This window comes from Providencia rettgeri (assembly GCF_001874625.1).
Classification (GTDB): domain Bacteria; phylum Pseudomonadota; class Gammaproteobacteria; order Enterobacterales; family Enterobacteriaceae; genus Providencia; species Providencia huashanensis.
Genome location: NZ_CP017671.1, coordinates 454239 through 474937 on the forward strand (window position 1 = coordinate 454239; position 20699 = coordinate 474937).

A 20699-nucleotide genomic window follows, 5' to 3' on the forward strand; every position below is an offset into this window, starting at 1 on the left:
TAATAACTAGTGACGGAAATGACGCATATTTGTGAAAATCATTGCGATGCCATGTTCATTTGCAGCATCAATGACTTCATTATCGCGAATCGACCCGCCAGGTTGGATCACACAAGTCACTCCAACAGCGGCAGCGGCATCAATACCATCACGGAATGGGAAGAATGCGTCAGATGCCATTGCACAACCTGCAACTTCTAAGCCTTCATCGGCAGCTTTGATCCCAGCAATTTTTGCTGAGTATACTCGGCTCATTTGACCAGCACCGATTCCCACTGTCATGTCATTTTTGGCATAAACGATGGCGTTTGATTTCACAAACTTAGCGACTTTCCAGCAGAATAAGGCATCTTTTAATTCACGCTCAGTTGGTTGGCGCTTTGTGACTATGCGTAACTCTTCGGCTTCAACCATACCTAAATCGCGGTCTTGGACTAATAAACCACCGTTGACACGTTTAAAATCTAAGCCAGCAACAGGTTTACTCCATTCGCCACATTCAAGTACGCGTACATTTTGTTTGGTTTCAAGAATTGGCAGTGCATCCTTAGCAATCGAAGGCGCGATAATCACCTCAACGAATTGGCGCTCAATAATTGCCTGTGCAGTTTCTTTATCTAATGGGCGGTTAAAAGCGATGATACCGCCAAAAGCAGAAGTTGGGTCAGTTTTAAACGCTTTGTCATAAGCGGTGTGAATATTATTGCCAATTGCGACACCACAAGGATTAGCATGCTTAACGATCACACACGCAGGCTCATCAAATGACTTAACGCACTCAAGGGCTGCATCAGTATCAGCAATATTATTATAAGAGAGTGCTTTACCTTGAATTTGTTGTGCAGTCGCGATAGACGCTTCTTTTGGGCTTTCTTCTATATAGAACGCCGCATCTTGATGACTATTTTCCCCATAACGCATATCTTGTTTTTTGATGAAATTTAGATTCAATGTGCGAGGGAAACGGCCAGAAGGTTGTGTGGTATCACCATAATAAGGGGCAACTAATTCACCGAAGTAATTAGCAATCATACTGTCATAAGCAGCTGTATGCTCAAATGCTTTGATAGCAAGGTCAAAGCGTGTTGACCAATTAAGGGAGTTTTCGTGACCATCCATTTCATCAATAATGGTTTGGTAATCATTACTATTTACCACAATTGCAACGTCTTTATGGTTTTTTGCTGCGGAGCGTACCATTGTTGGACCACCGATATCGATGTTCTCAACAGCATCTTCAAGTGTGCAGTTTGGTTTTGCTACTGTTTGAGCAAAAGGATATAAATTCACAACTACCATGTCGATAGGTGCAATATCATGGGATTGCATGATGGCATCATCAGTGCCACGGCGACCTAAGATCCCTCCGTGCACTTTTGGGTGCAATGTTTTTACCCGACCATCCATCATTTCAGGGAACCCTGTGTAATCTGACACTTCAGTTACTTTAAGTCCTGATTCAGCTAGTAACTTTGCAGTACCACCAGTAGATAGAAGCTCAACACCACGTTGAGATAGCGCCTTAGCGAATTCAACAACCCCTGTTTTATCAGACACACTAAGCAGGGCACGACGAATAGGACGAAGCAGTTGCATGAGATAGATCCCTTGGATTTGAATAAATAAGGCAATAACAATATCTAATTAGCGAAAAGCCAGAGTGCTCTTCTTATATACCTATTTATAAAAGCAGTGCGGAATTTGCAAGCTTCTTCAATAGCAATATATAAGTCACTAACAATTTCAGAACATAAAAATAAAATCAATGCTGAAATTTCGCGCTAATTGTAACGCAAACGTTTGCGTAATGCGCGATAAATTTTAAATTATTTTTAGCCTGTGGATAATTTCGTGGATAACTCAGTATAAGTGGGGGTTTTGCTGTGGAATGCAGCAGTTGAACTAAAAATGCCAAAAAATCTTAAAAAAAAGGTTGCGAGATTTCTGAGACCCCCTATAATGCGCATCCACTGACCGGGAACAAGACAACGCAAAGCGCGATGAACACTGAAACGGCAGCGAGAGATTCTGAAAAGAAAAAGCAAAAAATTGCTTGACTCTCACAGAGGAAAGCGTAATATACGCCACCTCGCGATAACGACCTAAGTTAATAAAAACTGAGTCGAATTTCCAAAAGAAATGTCGCAACGCTCTTTAACAATTTATCAGACAATCTGTGTGGGCACTCACAGGACACTATCAAAAAAATATTTGATTTTAAGTCTTGAAGAGTGACTAACACGTTAATTCATATATATGAAATAAGGTAGTAACGCTTATTTTGGAAGGATAACGCGAAGGCAAACAGAGGTAACCCGAGACAGTACTTAGGTACGGCGAGGGGAAGCGATGTGAAGCCGACAACGTTAGCCGAACAAAAGAACGTTACGGTCAGTAAGACATTCTTTGAGCATCAAGCTTTTTAATTGAAGAGTTTGATCATGGCTCAGATTGAACGCTGGCGGCAGGCCTAACACATGCAAGTCGAGCGGTAACAGGGGAAGCTTGCTTCTCGCTGACGAGCGGCGGACGGGTGAGTAATGTATGGGGATCTGCCCGATAGAGGGGGATAACCACTGGAAACGGTGGCTAATACCGCATAATCTCTTAGGAGCAAAGCAGGGGAACTTCGGTCCTTGCGCTATCGGATGAACCCATATGGGATTAGCTAGTAGGTGAGGTAATGGCTCACCTAGGCGACGATCCCTAGCTGGTCTGAGAGGATGATCAGCCACACTGGGACTGAGACACGGCCCAGACTCCTACGGGAGGCAGCAGTGGGGAATATTGCACAATGGGCGCAAGCCTGATGCAGCCATGCCGCGTGTATGAAGAAGGCCTTAGGGTTGTAAAGTACTTTCAGTCGGGAGGAAGGCGTTGATGCTAATATCATCAACGATTGACGTTACCGACAGAAGAAGCACCGGCTAACTCCGTGCCAGCAGCCGCGGTAATACGGAGGGTGCAAGCGTTAATCGGAATTACTGGGCGTAAAGCGCACGCAGGCGGTTGATTAAGTTAGATGTGAAATCCCCGGGCTTAACCTGGGAATGGCATCTAAGACTGGTCAGCTAGAGTCTTGTAGAGGGGGGTAGAATTCCATGTGTAGCGGTGAAATGCGTAGAGATGTGGAGGAATACCGGTGGCGAAGGCGGCCCCCTGGACAAAGACTGACGCTCAGGTGCGAAAGCGTGGGGAGCAAACAGGATTAGATACCCTGGTAGTCCACGCTGTAAACGATGTCGATTTGAAGGTTGTTCCCTTGAGGAGTGGCTTTCGGAGCTAACGCGTTAAATCGACCGCCTGGGGAGTACGGCCGCAAGGTTAAAACTCAAATGAATTGACGGGGGCCCGCACAAGCGGTGGAGCATGTGGTTTAATTCGATGCAACGCGAAGAACCTTACCTACTCTTGACATCCAGAGAATTTAGCAGAGATGCTTTAGTGCCTTCGGGAACTCTGAGACAGGTGCTGCATGGCTGTCGTCAGCTCGTGTTGTGAAATGTTGGGTTAAGTCCCGCAACGAGCGCAACCCTTATCCTTTGTTGCCAGCGATTCGGTCGGGAACTCAAAGGAGACTGCCGGTGATAAACCGGAGGAAGGTGGGGATGACGTCAAGTCATCATGGCCCTTACGAGTAGGGCTACACACGTGCTACAATGGCGTATACAAAGAGAAGCGACCTCGCGAGAGCAAGCGGAACTCATAAAGTACGTCGTAGTCCGGATTGGAGTCTGCAACTCGACTCCATGAAGTCGGAATCGCTAGTAATCGTAGATCAGAATGCTACGGTGAATACGTTCCCGGGCCTTGTACACACCGCCCGTCACACCATGGGAGTGGGTTGCAAAAGAAGTAGGTAGCTTAACCTTCGGGAGGGCGCTTACCACTTTGTGATTCATGACTGGGGTGAAGTCGTAACAAGGTAACCGTAGGGGAACCTGCGGTTGGATCACCTCCTTACCATTGAAGTGTTTTTGTGAAGTGCTCACACAGATTGTCTGATAGAAAGTAGAGCAATGGCTTTACGTGGGAGACTTATTCGAAAGGATAAGACTTACACGAAAATAGCAAAACGGTGTTTTGCAATTGAATTTTCGTGTCCCCTTCGTCTAGAGGCCTAGGACACCGCCCTTTCACGGCGGTAACAGGGGTTCGAATCCCCTAGGGGACGCCAATTGCGCCGATATCGAGTGAAAGACGATGTCCCCAATAATGATTAAGCCAATTACGTTGTAGTTGGTTTAACAATTATGCTCTTTAACAATCTGGAACAAGCTGAAAATTGAAAACAACGCACATTGTTTATCGCTTAAACAATGTGAGAGTCTCTCAAAAATCTCAACTTGAAGTGTTTTTCAAACACACAAACGAGTGGCATGAGCGAGCAGTGTGAAATTCAAGGCGGCTAGCGCACAGCAAGCGCAGCGTACAATAGTACGTGAGCATTGCGAGCACTACCCAACGAAGAAGTTCACCACGCACAGCCATGACGTTAAGTGTCGTCTGATAAGAAGACACCTTCGGGTTGTGAGGTTAAGCGACTAAGCGTACACGGTGGATGCCTAGGCAATCAGAGGCGATGAAGGACGTGCTAATCTGCGATAAGCGTCGGTAAGGTGATATGAACCGTTATACCCGACGATTTCCGAATGGGGAAACCCAGTGCAATTCGTTGCACTATCGTTTGATGAATACATAGTCAAACGAAGCGAACCGGGGGAACTGAAACATCTCAGTACCCCGAGGAAAAGAAATCAACCGAGATTCCCCTAGTAGCGGCGAGCGAACGGGGAGCAGCCCAGAGTCTTAATCAGCATTAGTATCAGGAGAACGGTCTGGAAAGTCCGGCAGTAAAGGGTGATAGCCCCGTATCTGAAGATATTAGTGTTGTGAACTCGACGAGTAGGGCGGGACACGTGTTATCCTGTCTGAATATGGGGGGACCATCCTCCAAGGCTAAATACTCCTGATTGACCGATAGTGAACCAGTACCGTGAGGGAAAGGCGAAAAGAACCCCGGCGAGGGGAGTGAAATAGAACCTGAAACCGTGTACGTACAAGCAGTGGGAGCCTTGATTTATCAGGGTGACTGCGTACCTTTTGTATAATGGGTCAGCGACTTATATTCTGTAGCAAGGTTAACCGAATAGGGGAGCCGTAGGGAAACCGAGTCTTAACTGGGCGAATGAGTTGCAGGGTATAGACCCGAAACCCGGTGATCTAGCCATGGGCAGGTTGAAGGTTGGGTAACACTAACTGGAGGACCGAACCGACTAATGTTGAAAAATTAGCGGATGACTTGTGGCTGGGGGTGAAAGGCCAATCAAACCGGGAGATAGCTGGTTCTCCCCGAAAGCTATTTAGGTAGCGCCTCGTGAACTCATCTTCGGGGGTAGAGCACTGTTTCGACTAGGGGGTCATCCCGACTTACCAACTCGATGCAAACTACGAATACCGAAGAATGTTATCACGGGAGACACACGGCGGGTGCTAACGTTCGTCGTGAAGAGGGAAACAACCCAGACCGCCAGCTAAGGTCCCAAAGTCATAGTTAAGTGGGAAACGAAGTGGGAAGGCTCAGACAGCCAGGATGTTGGCTTAGAAGCAGCCATCATTTAAAGAAAGCGTAATAGCTCACTGGTCGAGTCGGCCTGCGCGGAAGATGTAACGGGGCTAAACTATGCACCGAAGCTGCGGCAGCGATATGTAAATATTGTTGGGTAGGGGAGCGTTCTGTAAGCCTGTGAAGGTGTACTGTGAGGTATGCTGGAGGTATCAGAAGTGCGAATGCTGACATAAGTAACGATAATGCGGGTGAAAAACCCGCACGCCGGAAGACCAAGGGTTCCTGTCCAACGTTAATCGGGGCAGGGTGAGTCGACCCCTAAGGCGAGGCAGAAATGCGTAGTCGATGGGAAACGGGTTAATATTCCCGTACTGGTGATAATTGCGATGGGGGGACGGAGAAGGCTAGGCTGGCCGGGCGACGGTTGTCCCGGTTTAAGGATGTAGGCAGGTGAATTAGGCAAATCCGGTTCACTATATGCTGAGGTCTGATGACGAGTCACTACGGTGGCGAAGTAGCTCATGCCCCGCTTCCAGGAAAAGCCTCTAAGCTCTAGATTATCATTAATCGTACCCCAAACCGACACAGGTGGTCAGGTAGAGAATACTCAGGCGCTTGAGAGAACTCGGGTGAAGGAACTAGGCAAAATGGTGCCGTAACTTCGGGAGAAGGCACGCTGGCGCTAGGTGAAGTGGTTTACCCATGGAGCTGAAGCCAGTCGCAGATACCAGCTGGCTGCAACTGTTTATTAAAAACACAGCACTGTGCAAACACGAAAGTGGACGTATACGGTGTGACGCCTGCCCGGTGCTGGAAGGTTAATTGATGGGGTTATCCGTAAGGAGAAGCTCTTGATCGAAGCCCCAGTAAACGGCGGCCGTAACTATAACGGTCCTAAGGTAGCGAAATTCCTTGTCGGGTAAGTTCCGACCTGCACGAATGGCGTAATGATGGCCAGGCTGTCTCCACCCGAGACTCAGTGAAATTGAACTCGCTGTGAAGATGCAGTGTACCCGCGGCAAGACGGAAAGACCCCGTGAACCTTTACTATAGCTTGACACTGAACATTGAGCCTTGATGTGTAGGATAGGTGGGAGGCTTTGAAGTGTGGACGCCAGTCTGCATGGAGCCAACCTTGAAATACCACCCTTTAATGTTTGATGTTCTAACGTTGCCCCGTTATCCGGGGTGCGGACAGTGTCTGGTGGGTAGTTTGACTGGGGCGGTCTCCTCCCAAAGAGTAACGGAGGAGCACGAAGGTTGGCTAAGCATGGTCGGACATCATGCGGTTAGTGCAAAGGCATAAGCCAGCTTGACTGCGAGAGTGACGGCTCGAGCAGGTACGAAAGTAGGTCTTAGTGATCCGGTGGTTCTGAATGGAAGGGCCATCGCTCAACGGATAAAAGGTACTCCGGGGATAACAGGCTGATACCGCCCAAGAGTTCATATCGACGGCGGTGTTTGGCACCTCGATGTCGGCTCATCACATCCTGGGGCTGAAGTAGGTCCCAAGGGTACGGCTGTTCGCCGTTTAAAGTGGTACGCGAGCTGGGTTTAGAACGTCGTGAGACAGTTCGGTCCCTATCTGCCGTGGGCGTTGGAAGATTGAAAGGGGCTGCTCCTAGTACGAGAGGACCGGAGTGGACGCACCACTGGTGTTCGGGTTGTCATGCCAATGGCATTGCCCGGTAGCTAAGTGCGGAAGAGATAACCGCTGAAAGCATCTAAGCGGGAAACTTGCCTTGAGATGAGTCTTCCCTGACCCTTTAAGGGTCCTAAAGGAACGTTTAAGACTAAGACGTTGATAGGTTGGGTGTGTAAGCATAGCGATATGTTGAGCTAACCAATACTAATGAACCGTGAGGCTTAACCTGACAACACCGAAGGTGTTTTAGAGATTGAGAGATGAGGTTGATTCAATGAGCGTGAGAAGCCGAGAGGCGAGGGACACAGCAGCTTGTTCAAGATTGCAGTTCTGGTTTAGTGACGAAATGTACTAAACGGGAACAAACCGAATTTGTCTGGCGGCAATAGCGCGGTGGTCCCACCTGACCCCATGCCGAACTCAGCAGTGAAACGCCGTAGCGCCGATGGTAGTGTGGGGTCTCCCCATGTGAGAGTAGGGAACTGCCAGACATTAAATTAGTGAGAAAGCCACCCATTGGGTGGCTTTTTTGCGTTTGGGGGTAGGTGATGAGGCGTGGCAGTGTGGAGCGAAGAGTGAGGTGTTCAGTCTCAGGGCGACTCTGATTGTGAGGGCTCTGCCTAGGGGAATGAGGCATTGAGACCACTGCATATTTTATTATCCTGTAGGCTAACTTCTAACTTCTAACTTCTAACTTCTAACTTCTAATGTCTAGCTTTTAAATTAACAGTCTGATTAGCAGAGGACTAGGTTAACCCCTCATTAGTACAGAGATATTCTTTTCCTGCCCATCTCGTTTTAACTTGTTTATTCCTTTATTCCTTTATTCCTTTATTCCTTTATTCCTTTATTCCTTTATTCCTTTATTCCTTATGAACTGAGCGGACTCTGTTTTTGTAACCCATCATCCTGATTTTTTATTCCTCAAGTTTTCGTCTGGCCGTGATTTGAGGCGGTGTTAATCCTCCCTCAACGGTGCAATAACATTGTTATGTTGAATAAGTGTGTGGAATTTAAAGTAGTAAGTAACAGCTCACTTATCGAGGTTGGTTTAACACATTGAGAAATAAAAATAAATCAATCAGCTAGGGGAGAGACTAAAGCTAGGAGTAGAGAGGTTTAGCATCAGCTCATCCGAAAAGTGTAATGATATTGGTATGGTGGATAGGTGTGTCGTATTTGAAGTGGTAAGTAACAACTCACTGAGTTGGGGGGAGCAAATACAGAGTGAAGCTAGCGTGAGCTTGGCTGTAGAGTAAGGACTGAGCATGGCATGAGGAAGTTGGGCATCTGTTCACTCTGAATGCACAGTGATATTGATGTGTTGAATGGGCATGTCGGATTTAAAGTAGTAAGTAACAACTCACTTATTGGGGGGAGTTTAATATGTTAAAAAACAAATTAAATCAATTGCCTAAGGTAGAGGCTAAGCTGGGAGTAGAGATGTTTGGCACTAGTTCATGCGGAAAGTTTAATGATATTGGTATGGTGAATAGGTGTGTCGTATTTGAAGTGGTAAGTAACAACTCACTGAGTTGGGGGGAGCAAATACAGAGTGAAGCTAGCGTGAGCTTGGCTGTAGAGTAAGGACTGAGCATGGCATGAGGAAGTTGGGCATCTGTTCACTCTGAATGCACAGTGATATTGATGTGTTGAATGGGCATGTCGGATTTAAAGTAGTAAGTAACAACTCACTTATTGGGGGGAGTTTAATATGTTAAAAAACAAATTAAATCAATTGCCTAAGGTAGAGGCTAAGCTGGGAGTAGAGATGTTTGGCACTAGTTCATGCGGAAAGTTTAATGATATTGGTGTGGTGAATAGGTGCGTCGTATTTAAAGTAGTAAGTAACAACTCACTTATCGAGGTTGGTTTAATCCACTGAAAAAATAAGAATAAATTAATCAGCTAGGGAAAGGCTAAGCAGGGGGGAGAGATGTTTGGCTCTAGTTCATGCGGAAAGTGTAATGATATTGGTATGGTGAATAGGTGTGTCGGATCTAAAGTAGTGAGTAACAACTCACTGAGTTGGGGGGAGCAAATGCAGAGTAGAAGCTAGCGTGAGTTTGGCTGTAGAGTAAGGACTGAGCAAGGCATGAGGAAGTTGGACATCTGTTCACTCTGAATACACAGTGATATTGGTGTGTTGAATAGGCGTGTCAGATCTAAAGTAGTAAGTAACAACTCACAAGTTTTGGGATATAGGGCATTTTAGAGCTTAAATTAACGACTACATATTATTTTAGTAATAGCTAAAGCTGCCATTTGATAATGACATAAAGACGTTTATTAAATAATTTTTGGTACAGTATTTTGAAATAATTTTGCGATGTATAACTAAATAATACAGTCACTGCTCAGCTGCGATGAATACTGCCCTAGTTTTACCTAATGCTTAAAACGTCTAAGTAGAATATCTATCTATAAAATATCACTATTGATTAAAAAATATATAAAATCAATACATTATAAGATAGGTATACTCAAGTTAATGCCATGACAAATGAATCTACGTGAAATTATTTCAATTAGTCTTGAAAAGCTCGACAAGGTAAGTAACATTGGTTAGATTATTTAGCATTCTAGAAGTCTAAACGTATAAAAGTATATAAAAGGGGATGAATGATGCCAATTCGTTTACCAGACGAGTTACCCGCAGTTAATTTCTTACGTGAAGAAAATGTTTTTGTCATGACAACGACAAGAGCTAGCCTTCAGGAGATCCGTCCCTTGAAAGTGTTAATACTGAATTTAATGCCTAAAAAAATAGAAACGGAAAATCAGTTCTTAAGGCTTTTATCTAATACACCATTACAGGTTGATATCCAGTTATTGCGTATTGACCAAAGGGAATCTAAAAATACTCCTACAGAGCATTTGAATAATTTTTATTGTGATTTTGAAGATATTAAAGATCAAAATTTTGATGGTTTAATCGTAACAGGAGCTCCGTTAGGGCTAGTTGAATTTACCGATGTATGTTATTGGGAACAAATAGAAAAGGTAATTAGATGGGCGAAAAGCCATGTTACTTCAACGCTCTTTGTGTGTTGGGCCGTACAGGCTGCATTGAAAGTTCTTTATGATTTGCCAAAATGGACTAGAGAAGAAAAACTTTCAGGCGTATATCAGCATGATACATTGGAGCCGTATGCATTATTAACGCGAGGGTTTGATGCTTCATTCTATGCTCCACACTCTCGTTATGCGGATTTCCCTGAAGAGCTTATCCGCAAGCATACCGATCTTGAAATTTTAGCCAGTTCAGAAGAAGCTGGTGCTTATTTATTTGCATCAAAAGATAAACGCTTGGCATTTGTTACTGGCCACCCTGAATATGATAGAGATACGCTCGCTCAAGAATACTGGCGAGATGTTGATGCAGGTATTTCACCAGAAATCCCATGTAATTATTTTAAAAATAATGATCCTAATAAAGGCCCAACAATTAGCTGGCGAAGCCATGGGCACTTACTTTTTTCGAATTGGCTTAATTATTATGTGTACCAGATCACACCATTCGATCTTACTCACATGGAGCCTACACTAGATTAAAATAAGGGATGTTGAGCTTAAAATGTTTGTTATGTCACTCTAACTAATTATAGTTAGCATTTTATTTAGATTAATATTCCAGAAAATTTACAATATTTAAAACTAAAGCAGCCATTTATGGCTGCTTTTTTTATTTTTGGGGTAAATTATTTAACAATTTTACTTTTTAGTAATTGTTTTATTTAACAAGTGCTTAACACTATTTATCTTGTTATAAGAATCATTGTTCAAAAATAAATAATTGTAAAATGCCATTAATATCATAAAGATAAGGTGTATTTTATATAAAATGGAAACGGTTTTTGATTTATTTGTTATTTGATCGTAAGCTTAATTCATAGTCAGATGTGAATGAGGAAAGGTCAATGGAAAATCAATTGTTAATATCAAAGTTAGCATTTTCAAAGGAAATATCTCAGCAAGATACTAGGGTCTTACATAATGATTCTATTGAGTTTCTTTCAAATTTGGTTGAGGCGTTTTTACCACGTCGTGAAGAGTTACTAAAACAAAGAACCATAAGGCAACAAAAAATTGATGCGGGCGAATTGCCGGATTTTATTTCGGAATTTGATTCCATTAAAAAATCAGAATGGAAAATACAGAATATACCTGAGGATTTACGTGACCGCCGGGTTGAAATAACAGGTCCTGTCGAACGAAAAATGGTTATTAATGCTTTGAATTCTAACGTTAAAGTATTTATGGCTGACTTTGAAGACTCTCTTTCTCCCTCATGGGAAAAATTGATTGATGGGCAAATCAATTTAAGTGATGCAATTAATGGCGATATTTCTTACACCAATGAAAAAGGTAAGGTTTATCAGCTTAAATCTGACCCTGCTGTTTTAATTGCACGTGTACGAGGGCTACATCTAGACGAAAAGCATGTATCACTTGCGGGAAAAAATATTCCGGGGGGGCTATTTGATTTTGCACTTTACTTTTTTAATAACTATCAAGCGTTGTTGAAGAAAGGAAGTGGGCCTTATTTTTATATCCCTAAATTGGAATCTTGGCAGGAAGCAAAATGGTGGAGTGATGTATTTAGTGCTGCAGAAGATGCTGTCAGTTTGCCTCGTGGAACAATTAAAGCAACAGTTTTAATTGAAACTTTACCTGCGGTATTCCAGATGGATGAAATTTTGTATCACATGCGTCACCACATTGTCGGGTTAAATTGTGGTCGTTGGGATTATATTTTTAGTTATATCAAAACATTAAAAGAGCACCCAGATAGGGTACTACCCGATCGCCAAGTGGTTACGATGACCCAAGATTTTCTAAGTGCTTATTCACGTTTGCTTATTAAAACTTGTCATCGTCGTGGGGCTTTTGCTATGGGGGGAATGTCCGCATTTATCCCAAGTAAAGATGAAACAGAGAACCAAGCTATATTGGCTAAAGTAAGAGCAGATAAAGAGCTTGAAGCAAAAAATGGTCACGATGGTTCGTGGGTTGCTCACCCAGGTCTTGCAGATACAGTGATGGATGTCTTTAACCAAGTTCTAGGAGAGAACACCAATCAACTGCATGTTACTCGTGATTCTGACGAACCAATCACAGCGGAGCAACTATTAAAACCTTGCGCAGGTGAACGAACCGATGCAGGTATGAGGGCAAATATTCGGGTCGCTGTGCAATATATTGAAGCATGGATTTCAGGTAATGGGTGCGTTCCTATCTATGGCTTAATGGAAGATGCTGCTACCGCTGAAATTTCTCGAACTTCGATTTGGCAATGGATCAGGCATGAAAAGTCACTAACCAACGGCGAAAAAGTGACAAAAGCGTTGTTCGAAGAAATGCTAGATGAAGAGCTTCAAGTTATTCAAAAAGAACTTGGTGATAAGCGTTTTCAGCATGGTCGTTTCCGTGAAGCAGCGGAGCTAATGCGCCAAATTACGACACAAGATGAACTTATTGAGTTCTTAACTATTCCTGGTTACCAATTATTAGATTAGTAACAACAAATATAAATTCGATAAACCCTACATATTCTTATAAAGGAAGTTAATCATGACGACATCGCGCTTAGACCAAATTGCCCAATTAGAAAATGAATGGAAGAAACCACGTTGGAAAGGCATTAATCGCCCGTATTCTGCTGAGGAAGTTATCAAACTTCGCGGTTCTGTTAATCCGGAGCATACCCTTGCTCGTAGGGGGGCAGAGCGCTTTTGGGAACAACTGAATGGCAAATCTAAGAAAGGCTACGTCAATGCACTAGGTGCATTGACGGGTGGGCAGGCATTACAACAAGCGAAAGCTGGTGTTGAGGCCATTTATCTTTCTGGTTGGCAGGTTGCTGCTGATGCAAATACAGCCTCAAGTATGTACCCTGATCAGTCACTTTACCCAGTTGATTCGGTTCCTTCTGTCGTTCAGAAAATTAACAATACTTTTCGCCGGGCAGATCAAATTCAATGGGCGAATGGCATTGGGCCAGATAATAAAGAATATATTGATTTCTTTTTACCGATTATTGCAGATGCAGAAGCCGGTTTTGGTGGGGTATTGAATGCCTTTGAGTTAATGAAAAATATGATAGAAGCAGGGGCAGCGGCTGTGCACTTTGAAGACCAATTGGCTGCGGTGAAAAAATGCGGTCATATGGGCGGTAAAGTATTGGTTCCGACTCAAGAAGCTGTTCAAAAATTAGTTGCCGCACGTTTAGCCGCTGATGTCTCTGGTGTACCAACGATCCTGATCGCAAGAACTGATGCCGATGCAGCTGATCTTCTGACATCTGATTGTGACCCATATGATTCGGCATTTGTCACTGGTGAGCGTACTTCTGAAGGGTTCTTCCGGACTAACGCAGGTATCGAGCAAGCGATTAGTCGTGGTTTGGCATACGCGCCTTATGCAGACCTCGTGTGGTGTGAAACATCAAAACCAGACTTAGATGCTGCGCGCCAGTTTGCTGAAGCAATTCATGCTAAATACCCAGGTAAATTATTGGCTTACAACTGCTCACCTTCATTTAATTGGAAGAAAAATTTAGATGATTCCACAATCGCACGTTTCCAAGATGAGTTGTCAGCCATGGGTTATCGCTTCCAATTTATTACTTTAGCGGGCATTCATAGTATGTGGTTCAACATGTTTGACCTTGCACATGCTTATGCACAAGGTGAAGGTATGAAACATTACGTGGAAAAAGTGCAAGAGCCTGAATTTGCGGCGATAAATAAAGGCTATACCTTCTCTTCTCACCAACAAGAAGTAGGTACTGGTTATTTTGATAAAGTTACAACGGTTATTCAAGGGGGGACTTCTTCAGTCACTGCTTTAACAGGGTCGACAGAAGAAGAACAATTCTAGTTAATTGGCTTCATTTCATTCGGTGTCCTTATTGGTTAGGTGTATCTATTAATTTGCAGGCACGTTGAGTGCCTGTTTTTTTTAAATTAGTTCAAATAGGAGCGAGTATGATACTCACGACTGAACAGATAATAGCCCAAACCATTCTACAAGGATTTGATGCGCAATATGGGCGTTTTCTAGAGATAACCTCAGGAGCTCAGGAAAGGTTTGAGCAAGGGGATTGGCATGCTATCCAACATGCAATGAAAAGAAGGATCCAACTTTATGATCACCATGTTGGTTTGGTTGTTGCCCAGCTACAATTCATGGGGTTAGTTCAATCTTTAACACCAAACAAACTATCAGAAATAAAAAATGTGTATAAAACGTTGTTGCCAGATTACCCACGCTTCGAGATAGCAGAAAGTTTTTTTAATTCAGTTTATTGCCGTTTATTTCAACACCGAGACCTTACACAAGATAACTTATTCATTTTTACTTCTCAGCCTGTAAGGCGGTTTTCTATTTCCCCTCGGCCATTGGCTTGGGAGTATCAGGTTGATGATAATCTGTATGGGTTACTATTTTCGATTCTAAGTGGGTTACCATTAAGAATAAAATGGCGAAATTTAGAGTTTGATATTCATTGTATTATCAATATATTGCACTCACGGTTTTCAGGATTTGAAAAGCGAAAAGTCTGTTTTCATATTGCCAATGAACTGTTTTATCGTAACAAAGCTGCTTGGTTAGTTGGTAAAATTTATATTGATGATGAAGTCTATCCATTTTTACTTCCCATTCATCATGATGATGATAAGCAAATTTACATCGATACCTGCCTCACCGAATTTGATGAAGCGAGTATTGTGTTTGGCTTTGCTCGCTCTTATTTTATGGTGTATGCACCTTTCCCTGCGGCATTAGTATTTTGGCTGCGGGAAATTTTGCCCAGTAAATCCATTGCTGAATTATATATGGCGATTGGTTGTCAAAAACATGGAAAAACAGAGTATTACCGTGAGTATCTTGCTTATATTAATTTTGCCCGTGAGCAATTTACGCTTGCACCAGGTGTTAAAGGAATGGTGATGCTTGTATTTACAGCGCCTTCTTTTGACCGTGTTTTCAAAATTATCAAAGATAAGTTTGCCCCACAAAAGGATGTCACGAAAGAAAGGGTGCAGGAATGTTATCGGCTTGTCAAAGAACACGATAGAGTTGGGCGTATGGCAGATACACAAGAATTTGAAAATTTTGTGATTGATAAAAGCGCTATTAGTGAAGAATTGATGACAGAGCTATTAAACGAGGCTCCTTCACAAATTGAAGATTTAGGAGACCAAGTGTTGATCCGCCATTTGTACATGGAAAGAAAGATGGTGCCTTTAAATATCTATATGGATAACGCAAATGAGGAACAGCTAAAAAGTGTTTTGAATGAGTATGGCTTGGCAATTAAACAGTTGGCGGCGGCGAATATTTTCCCTGGTGATATGTTATTTAAAAACTTTGGTGTTACGCGTCATGGTCGGGTTGTTTTTTATGACTACGATGAAATTTGTTATATGACAGAAGTTAATTTCCGTAAAATTCCTGTGGCATTATATCCTGAGCAAGAGCTCGCTAATGAGCCATGGTATAGCATTGGTGAACAGGATGTTTTTCCTGAAGAATTTGTTTCTTTTATTTGTCAAACGGCAGAAATTGGTGATTATCTGCGACGTTATCATGCCGATTTATTTTCGGCAGATTACTGGCAAAAGTTGCAAAAGCGAATTTTGGCAGGTCATGTCGAGGATGTTTATGCATATCGAGAAGAGCTACGTTTTTGCCATAGGTTTAATGAAATAGCTTATGATTCATGAGATAGAAAATTGATAGGGTTAAAGAAAGCTACATTGAGAACGACTCAGTCAGTAGTATCGAATCGTTCTCAACGGTAAATAGAATTTCGCTGTTTTAACGCTTTGCACCCAATACTGCTTCTTGGGCAAGTTGGGTTATTTTTTCGTAGTTGCCAGTAGTTAAAGCCTCTTCGGGCACTAACCAAGAGCCACCAATACACAGAACGCTCTCTAGTTCTAAATAACTACGATAGTTTTCTGGTGAAATTCCCCCTGTTGGGCAGAACTTTACGTGTGAGAAAGGGCCGACAATGGCTTTTAAGGCTTTAACGCCACCATTCGCTTCTGCTGGGAAAAACTTGAATGCTTTCAAACCATAATTCATACCCAGCATTAGTTCTGAAACCGTTGAAATGCCGGGGATCAGTGGGATATTTCCTTGGGTTGCAGCACTCAATAATTCTTCGGTTAAACCGGGGCTAATAGCAAATTTAGCGCCAGCTTTTGTCACATCAGCAAGTTGTTTCGCATTGAGTACAGTCCCTGCCCCAACAATGGCGTCAGGGACTTCTTGAGCAATCAGGCGAATTGCTTCAATTGCACATTCGGTACGTAATGTGACCTCAAGTACATTAACGCCGCCTTTCACCAAGGCTTTAGCGAGAGGGACGGCTTGTTCTAGTTTTTTAATGACAATGACTGGGACCACAGGGCCTTGTTTGAGCACGCTTTCAGCGGTTATGTTCCAATTATTCATTTTTTATTCCTATTTAATACCAATAGATTAAAAATCAATGCTACAAGCACCTTCTTCTGCGCCAGACAAGTTTCTTCTTAATGCGCCAAAAAGTTCTCTGCCACAACCGCTACGTTCTGCGATTAAGTCCGGTTTGAAAGATTGTCGTTTGTTTAATACAGTGTCATCGACAAGTAATTGTAATTCACCAGTTAACGCATTTACTCTAATGATATCGCCATCTTTTACTTTTGCGAGTAATCCACCGTTATAGGCTTCGGGAGTGACATGGATTGCGGATGGAACTTTACCTGATGCTCCTGATAGCCGGCCATCAGTCACTAAGGCAACTTTATAACCTTTATCGATAAGCACTCCCAGTGGTGGCATTAATTTATGAAGTTCAGGCATCCCGTTAGCGGATGGGCCTTGGAAGCGAACTACGATGATACAATCTCGATTAAGGTTGCCTGACTCAAAGTGTTTTGCGATATCATTTTGGTTATTAAATACTACCGCAGGCGCTTCAATAATTTGATTTTCTTCGGGGACCGCGGACGTTTTCATCACAGCACGGCCTAAATTACCTGAGAGTAATTTAGTACCTCCATGGGGTGAAAAAGGCGTGTCAATTTCAGCAATAACATCTGTATTGAATGAATGTTTGGGGCCTTCTCGCCATTCAAGTTGCCCGTTATTTAACCAAGGCTCTAATGTGTAACGCGTTAAACCAAAGCCTGCTACAGTATGAACATCTTGGTGTAACAAGCCTTTTTGCAGCAGTTGGTGGACTAGTAATGCGACGCCACCTGCGGCTTGAAATTGGTTGATGTCAGCTTGGCCATTAGGGTAAATTCGGCAAATGAGCGGTACAATTGCAGAAATATCAGAAAAATCATCCCAGTTGATAATGACCCCGGCAGCTCTAGCGATGGCAACAAGGTGCATCGTTAAATTGGTAGAGCCGCCAGTTGCTAGTAAGGCAACAATACCATTGACGATAACTTTTTCATCAATGAGGCGACCAATTGGTAAATAATGGCCAGATTGCTCGGTTAACCGGGTAATTTGCTGTGCTGTTGCATCTGTTAGCGCATAGCGTAATGGGGAATCAGGGGGGACAAACGATGCACCTGGTAAGTGTAACCCCATGACTTCCATCATCATTTGGTTTGAATTAGCGGTACCATAGAATGTGCAGGTACCAATACCATGGTATGATGCTGCTTCAGCTTCTAATAACGCGAGTCTATCGACTTTTCCTTCCACATACAGTTGGCGAATACGTACTTTTTCTTTATTAGGTAGGCCCGTGGCCATCGGCCCAGCAGGGACAAATATAGCAGGTAAATGCCCAAAAGAGAGGGCTCCAAGTAATAAGCCTGGAACAATTTTATCGCAAATACCCAAATAAAGAGCGCCATCAAACATATTATGGGATAAACCAATTGCTGTAGACATCGCGATGACATCTCTACTTAGCATAGAGAGTTCCATCCCATCTTGCCCCTGAGTTACACCATCACACATGGCAGGGACACCAGCTGCAACTTGCCCAATAGAACCCGATTCAAGTAACGCTTTTTTTAGTTGTTCAGGGTATTTATCATAAGGTCGATGAGCAGAAAGCATGTCATTGTAAGAGCTGATGATAGCAATATCAGAACGCGTCATACTTTTAAGGATCTGCTTTTCATCATTTTGGCAGGCAGCAAAACCATGAGCAAGGTTACCACAAGCCAGCGAGGCTCGATGGACAGTTGTACTACGAGCACGTTCAATTTTATTGAGGAAAGCTGCTCGAGCTTGTGCAGAACGAGAGATAATGCGCTGTGTAATGCGCTCAAGTTCCTCATTGAGTGCTGGAGATTTTGTCACTTCAGAGATATTAGAACTCATGGTAATTGCTCCATCATGCAGACCTATAGTCAATTAATCTGCAAGTCATGTAAGTTGTGCTTATCGTTATACCTATTCCAGATAACGTTACAAAATAAATGTTACCGGTAACATTGTTAAATGAAAATAGAACAGTTGCAATATTCAAAATGAATATTTGAAGTTATATGTGATCTTAATCAAGGTTGACTATGGAATAAATCGAACAAGAAATGGACTAAAACTCATGCTATAGTCATTAAATAGAAGCAGTTGCCTGCAAAATTAAGGTAAATTGGGAATATTGTTAATGTGTATACTAAAAATTCAAATAGTGGGCGAATGCGTCGCTTAGTTACTGCAACCTTGATGTTGCTAATGGTTAATTATGTCCAAGCTCAGGTAGTGTTGACATCGGGGTCGCATAAAATTTTAACCAGTATATTCAACCAACAAAATGAAATGCAGCGATATCATTCAACATCGGCAGAAAAAATTGATGTGCTCACTCAGTATTTTTTAAATACCCCCTACGATAAACAAACGTTAAATATGAGCCCACTCTTTGCTGAAAACTTAGTCGTTAATTTAGAAGCGATGGATTGTATGACCTTTATTGAGTACGTTGAGGCATTTAAAGGGGCTGAAAATAGTGCACAATTTTTTAGGAACCTGACTAGTATTCGTTATTTTAATCAAGATATTACATACAAAAACCGCCGCCACTTTTTTTCGGATTGGGCACAAGGTGATAGCGCGGTTGCAGAGGACATTACGGCTAAAATTAGCCCATATGCCGTTAACGTTTCTAAGCAGCTTAATTTAAAAGGTAATCGAAAGACGTATATTTTAGGGTTGCCCATTACCTATAGAGATATAAACTATATTCCATCTAAATATATAGATAATGATTTGATTACAAGGCTTAAGACCGGTGATTATATTGGTGTTTACTCAACGAATAGAGGCTTGGATGTTAGTCACGTTGGTATTGTAATACAAAAAGGAAACAAAACAATTTTTAGGAATGCTTCTTCATTACGTGAAAATTTCAAAGTTAGTGATGTTGAATTACAGCACTACATACAAGGAAAAGAAGGCATTATTGTATTTAGGTCAAAAATAGATTATTAATCTGTTAATTGGTGGTTATTGAATTGAAAAATGAACTTTTGACCTAATTATATTGTGTAAATATGAGTTAATCTTTGTTTTTATATGGTTTAGCTGCGAATATAAAATATATTTTAAATTAAAATATTCTAAGAATTGAAAAACATAATCATTTTTATTGGTTGCTAATTATTTCTAGTGACATTTAAAGTGTAAAATTATATTAAATTATCGATTTGATCAAGAAAAACCAACAAAAGACATTATGTAATTAAGAAGTGAAAAACTTTTTATAAAGCAATGCATTGCTACATAAATAATACAAAGGTCTCATTTTTTTGTATATAAAAAACATGTTTACCTATCAATTAATATGTATTTGATTGTTCATAACTATTTTAAATGATGAAGATTAATTTTATAATGAATATTACTAGCTAAAAATTTTTTTTCTTATTTAGGAGATGGTATGCATATGCATATAGTTAAAAAGGAAAATATTTATGCTTTATTAGGAAATTATTTACGAAAAGCTAGGGTGAGCAAGGGGTTATCAGGCAATGAATTAGGTTCGGTTATTCATTTGAGCCAGCAGCAAGTATCACGCTATGAACTAGGAATTAATAAATTAAGTTTAGATAAATTAATTGAAATTGTCATTTTTCTCGATATTGATATTAACGAAATAACTAAAATTATTTCTAAACAGGTAGAGAATGAAAAAAAGAGTTAGATGGGTTAGTATCTTTATTTTGGTAAGTTTTTATAACTATTTTATATTATTAGAAAAGTATTAAACTTAAAAAACATGCTTTGAATCATAATTTTAATTTATAGGAAATAACCAATTAATTTGACTAATCTCCTTTGGCACTATTTATTGTGGTAATTACTTAAAGGAAAAAACTGATTTTAAAATAAACTCTATAAATATAAATAATCAATTGTATTTTTAAATTGAATTTTTATGATTTTATATATGGTTAGGGACGGGGTTGTAGCTAACTGATTATTATAGATAAAATATAGTGCTATTGTTCAATAAAC

The 20699-nt window shown here is 41.7% G+C and carries 10 protein-coding genes, 1 tRNA gene and 3 rRNA genes; 11 read left to right on the forward strand and 3 right to left on the reverse strand.

Annotated features, from left to right (window positions below; genetic code table 11):
- Positions 1 to 6: 6 nt before the first annotated feature.
- A complete protein-coding gene (purH, locus tag RB151_RS02075; RefSeq protein ID WP_042849013.1) occupies positions 7 to 1596 on the reverse strand; it encodes a bifunctional phosphoribosylaminoimidazolecarboxamide formyltransferase/IMP cyclohydrolase in 1590 nt (529 codons plus the stop codon).
- 827 nt (positions 1597 to 2423) lie between these two features.
- On the opposite strand from purH, the gene RB151_RS02080 reads away from it, so the two are divergent.
- From RB151_RS02080 to aceK, 9 genes are all read left to right on the forward strand, one after another.
- Positions 2424 to 3963 (forward strand): 16S ribosomal RNA (locus RB151_RS02080).
- Positions 3964 to 4101: 138 nt separating this feature from the next.
- A tRNA-Glu gene (locus RB151_RS02085) sits at positions 4102 to 4177 on the forward strand.
- Positions 4178 to 4534: 357 nt separating this feature from the next.
- Positions 4535 to 7443: ribosomal RNA gene (locus RB151_RS02090) — 23S ribosomal RNA — on the forward strand.
- A gap of 146 nt (positions 7444 to 7589) precedes the next feature.
- Positions 7590 to 7705 (forward strand): 5S ribosomal RNA (gene rrf, locus RB151_RS02095).
- Together the 16S, 23S and 5S rRNA genes with 1 tRNA gene alongside form the textbook arrangement of a ribosomal RNA operon.
- Before the next feature lie 895 nt (positions 7706 to 8600).
- Positions 8601 to 8801 (forward strand): hypothetical protein, encoded by a 201-nt coding sequence (locus RB151_RS02100; protein WP_071547640.1) that lies wholly within the window; start codon positions 8601 to 8603, stop codon positions 8799 to 8801.
- 1038 nt (positions 8802 to 9839) lie between these two features.
- The gene (gene metA / locus RB151_RS02105) at positions 9840 to 10769 is read left to right on the forward strand and encodes a homoserine O-acetyltransferase MetA (RefSeq protein WP_048608842.1); all 930 of its coding nucleotides are present in this window, start codon (positions 9840 to 9842) and stop codon (positions 10767 to 10769) included.
- Positions 10770 to 11134: 365 nt separating this feature from the next.
- A complete protein-coding gene (aceB, locus tag RB151_RS02110) occupies positions 11135 to 12733 on the forward strand; it encodes a malate synthase A (protein WP_042848541.1) in 1599 nt (532 codons plus the stop codon).
- Positions 12734 to 12788: 55 nt separating this feature from the next.
- The gene (aceA, locus tag RB151_RS02115) at positions 12789 to 14096 is read left to right on the forward strand and encodes an isocitrate lyase (RefSeq protein ID WP_042848540.1); all 1308 of its coding nucleotides are present in this window, start codon (positions 12789 to 12791) and stop codon (positions 14094 to 14096) included.
- A gap of 107 nt (positions 14097 to 14203) precedes the next feature.
- Positions 14204 to 15946 carry a bifunctional isocitrate dehydrogenase kinase/phosphatase gene (aceK, locus tag RB151_RS02120; RefSeq protein ID WP_042848538.1) on the forward strand — a complete coding sequence of 581 codons (1743 nt, stop codon included), beginning with the start codon at positions 14204 to 14206 and terminating at the stop codon, positions 15944 to 15946.
- Between the two features lie 94 nt (positions 15947 to 16040).
- Here aceK and RB151_RS02125 read toward each other — a convergent pair whose 3' ends face one another.
- The gene (locus tag RB151_RS02125) at positions 16041 to 16682 is read right to left on the reverse strand and encodes a bifunctional 4-hydroxy-2-oxoglutarate aldolase/2-dehydro-3-deoxy-phosphogluconate aldolase (protein WP_071547641.1); all 642 of its coding nucleotides are present in this window, start codon (positions 16680 to 16682) and stop codon (positions 16041 to 16043) included.
- A 27-nt stretch (positions 16683 to 16709) separates the two neighbouring features.
- Positions 16710 to 18560, reverse strand: a complete 1851-nt coding sequence (gene edd, locus RB151_RS02130; protein WP_048608838.1) for a phosphogluconate dehydratase — start codon at positions 18558 to 18560, stop codon at positions 16710 to 16712.
- Between the two features lie 291 nt (positions 18561 to 18851).
- Here edd and RB151_RS02135 point away from each other — a divergent pair, with 291 nt between their 5' ends.
- Both RB151_RS02135 and RB151_RS02140 read left to right on the forward strand, forming a co-directional pair.
- Positions 18852 to 19673, forward strand: a complete 822-nt coding sequence (locus tag RB151_RS02135; RefSeq protein WP_225833151.1) for an N-acetylmuramoyl-L-alanine amidase-like domain-containing protein — start codon at positions 18852 to 18854, stop codon at positions 19671 to 19673.
- A gap of 448 nt (positions 19674 to 20121) precedes the next feature.
- Positions 20122 to 20385: a helix-turn-helix domain-containing protein gene (locus RB151_RS02140; RefSeq protein ID WP_173424841.1), complete on the forward strand. Its 264-nt coding sequence runs from the start codon at positions 20122 to 20124 to the stop codon at positions 20383 to 20385.
- Positions 20386 to 20699 lie beyond the last annotated feature (314 nt).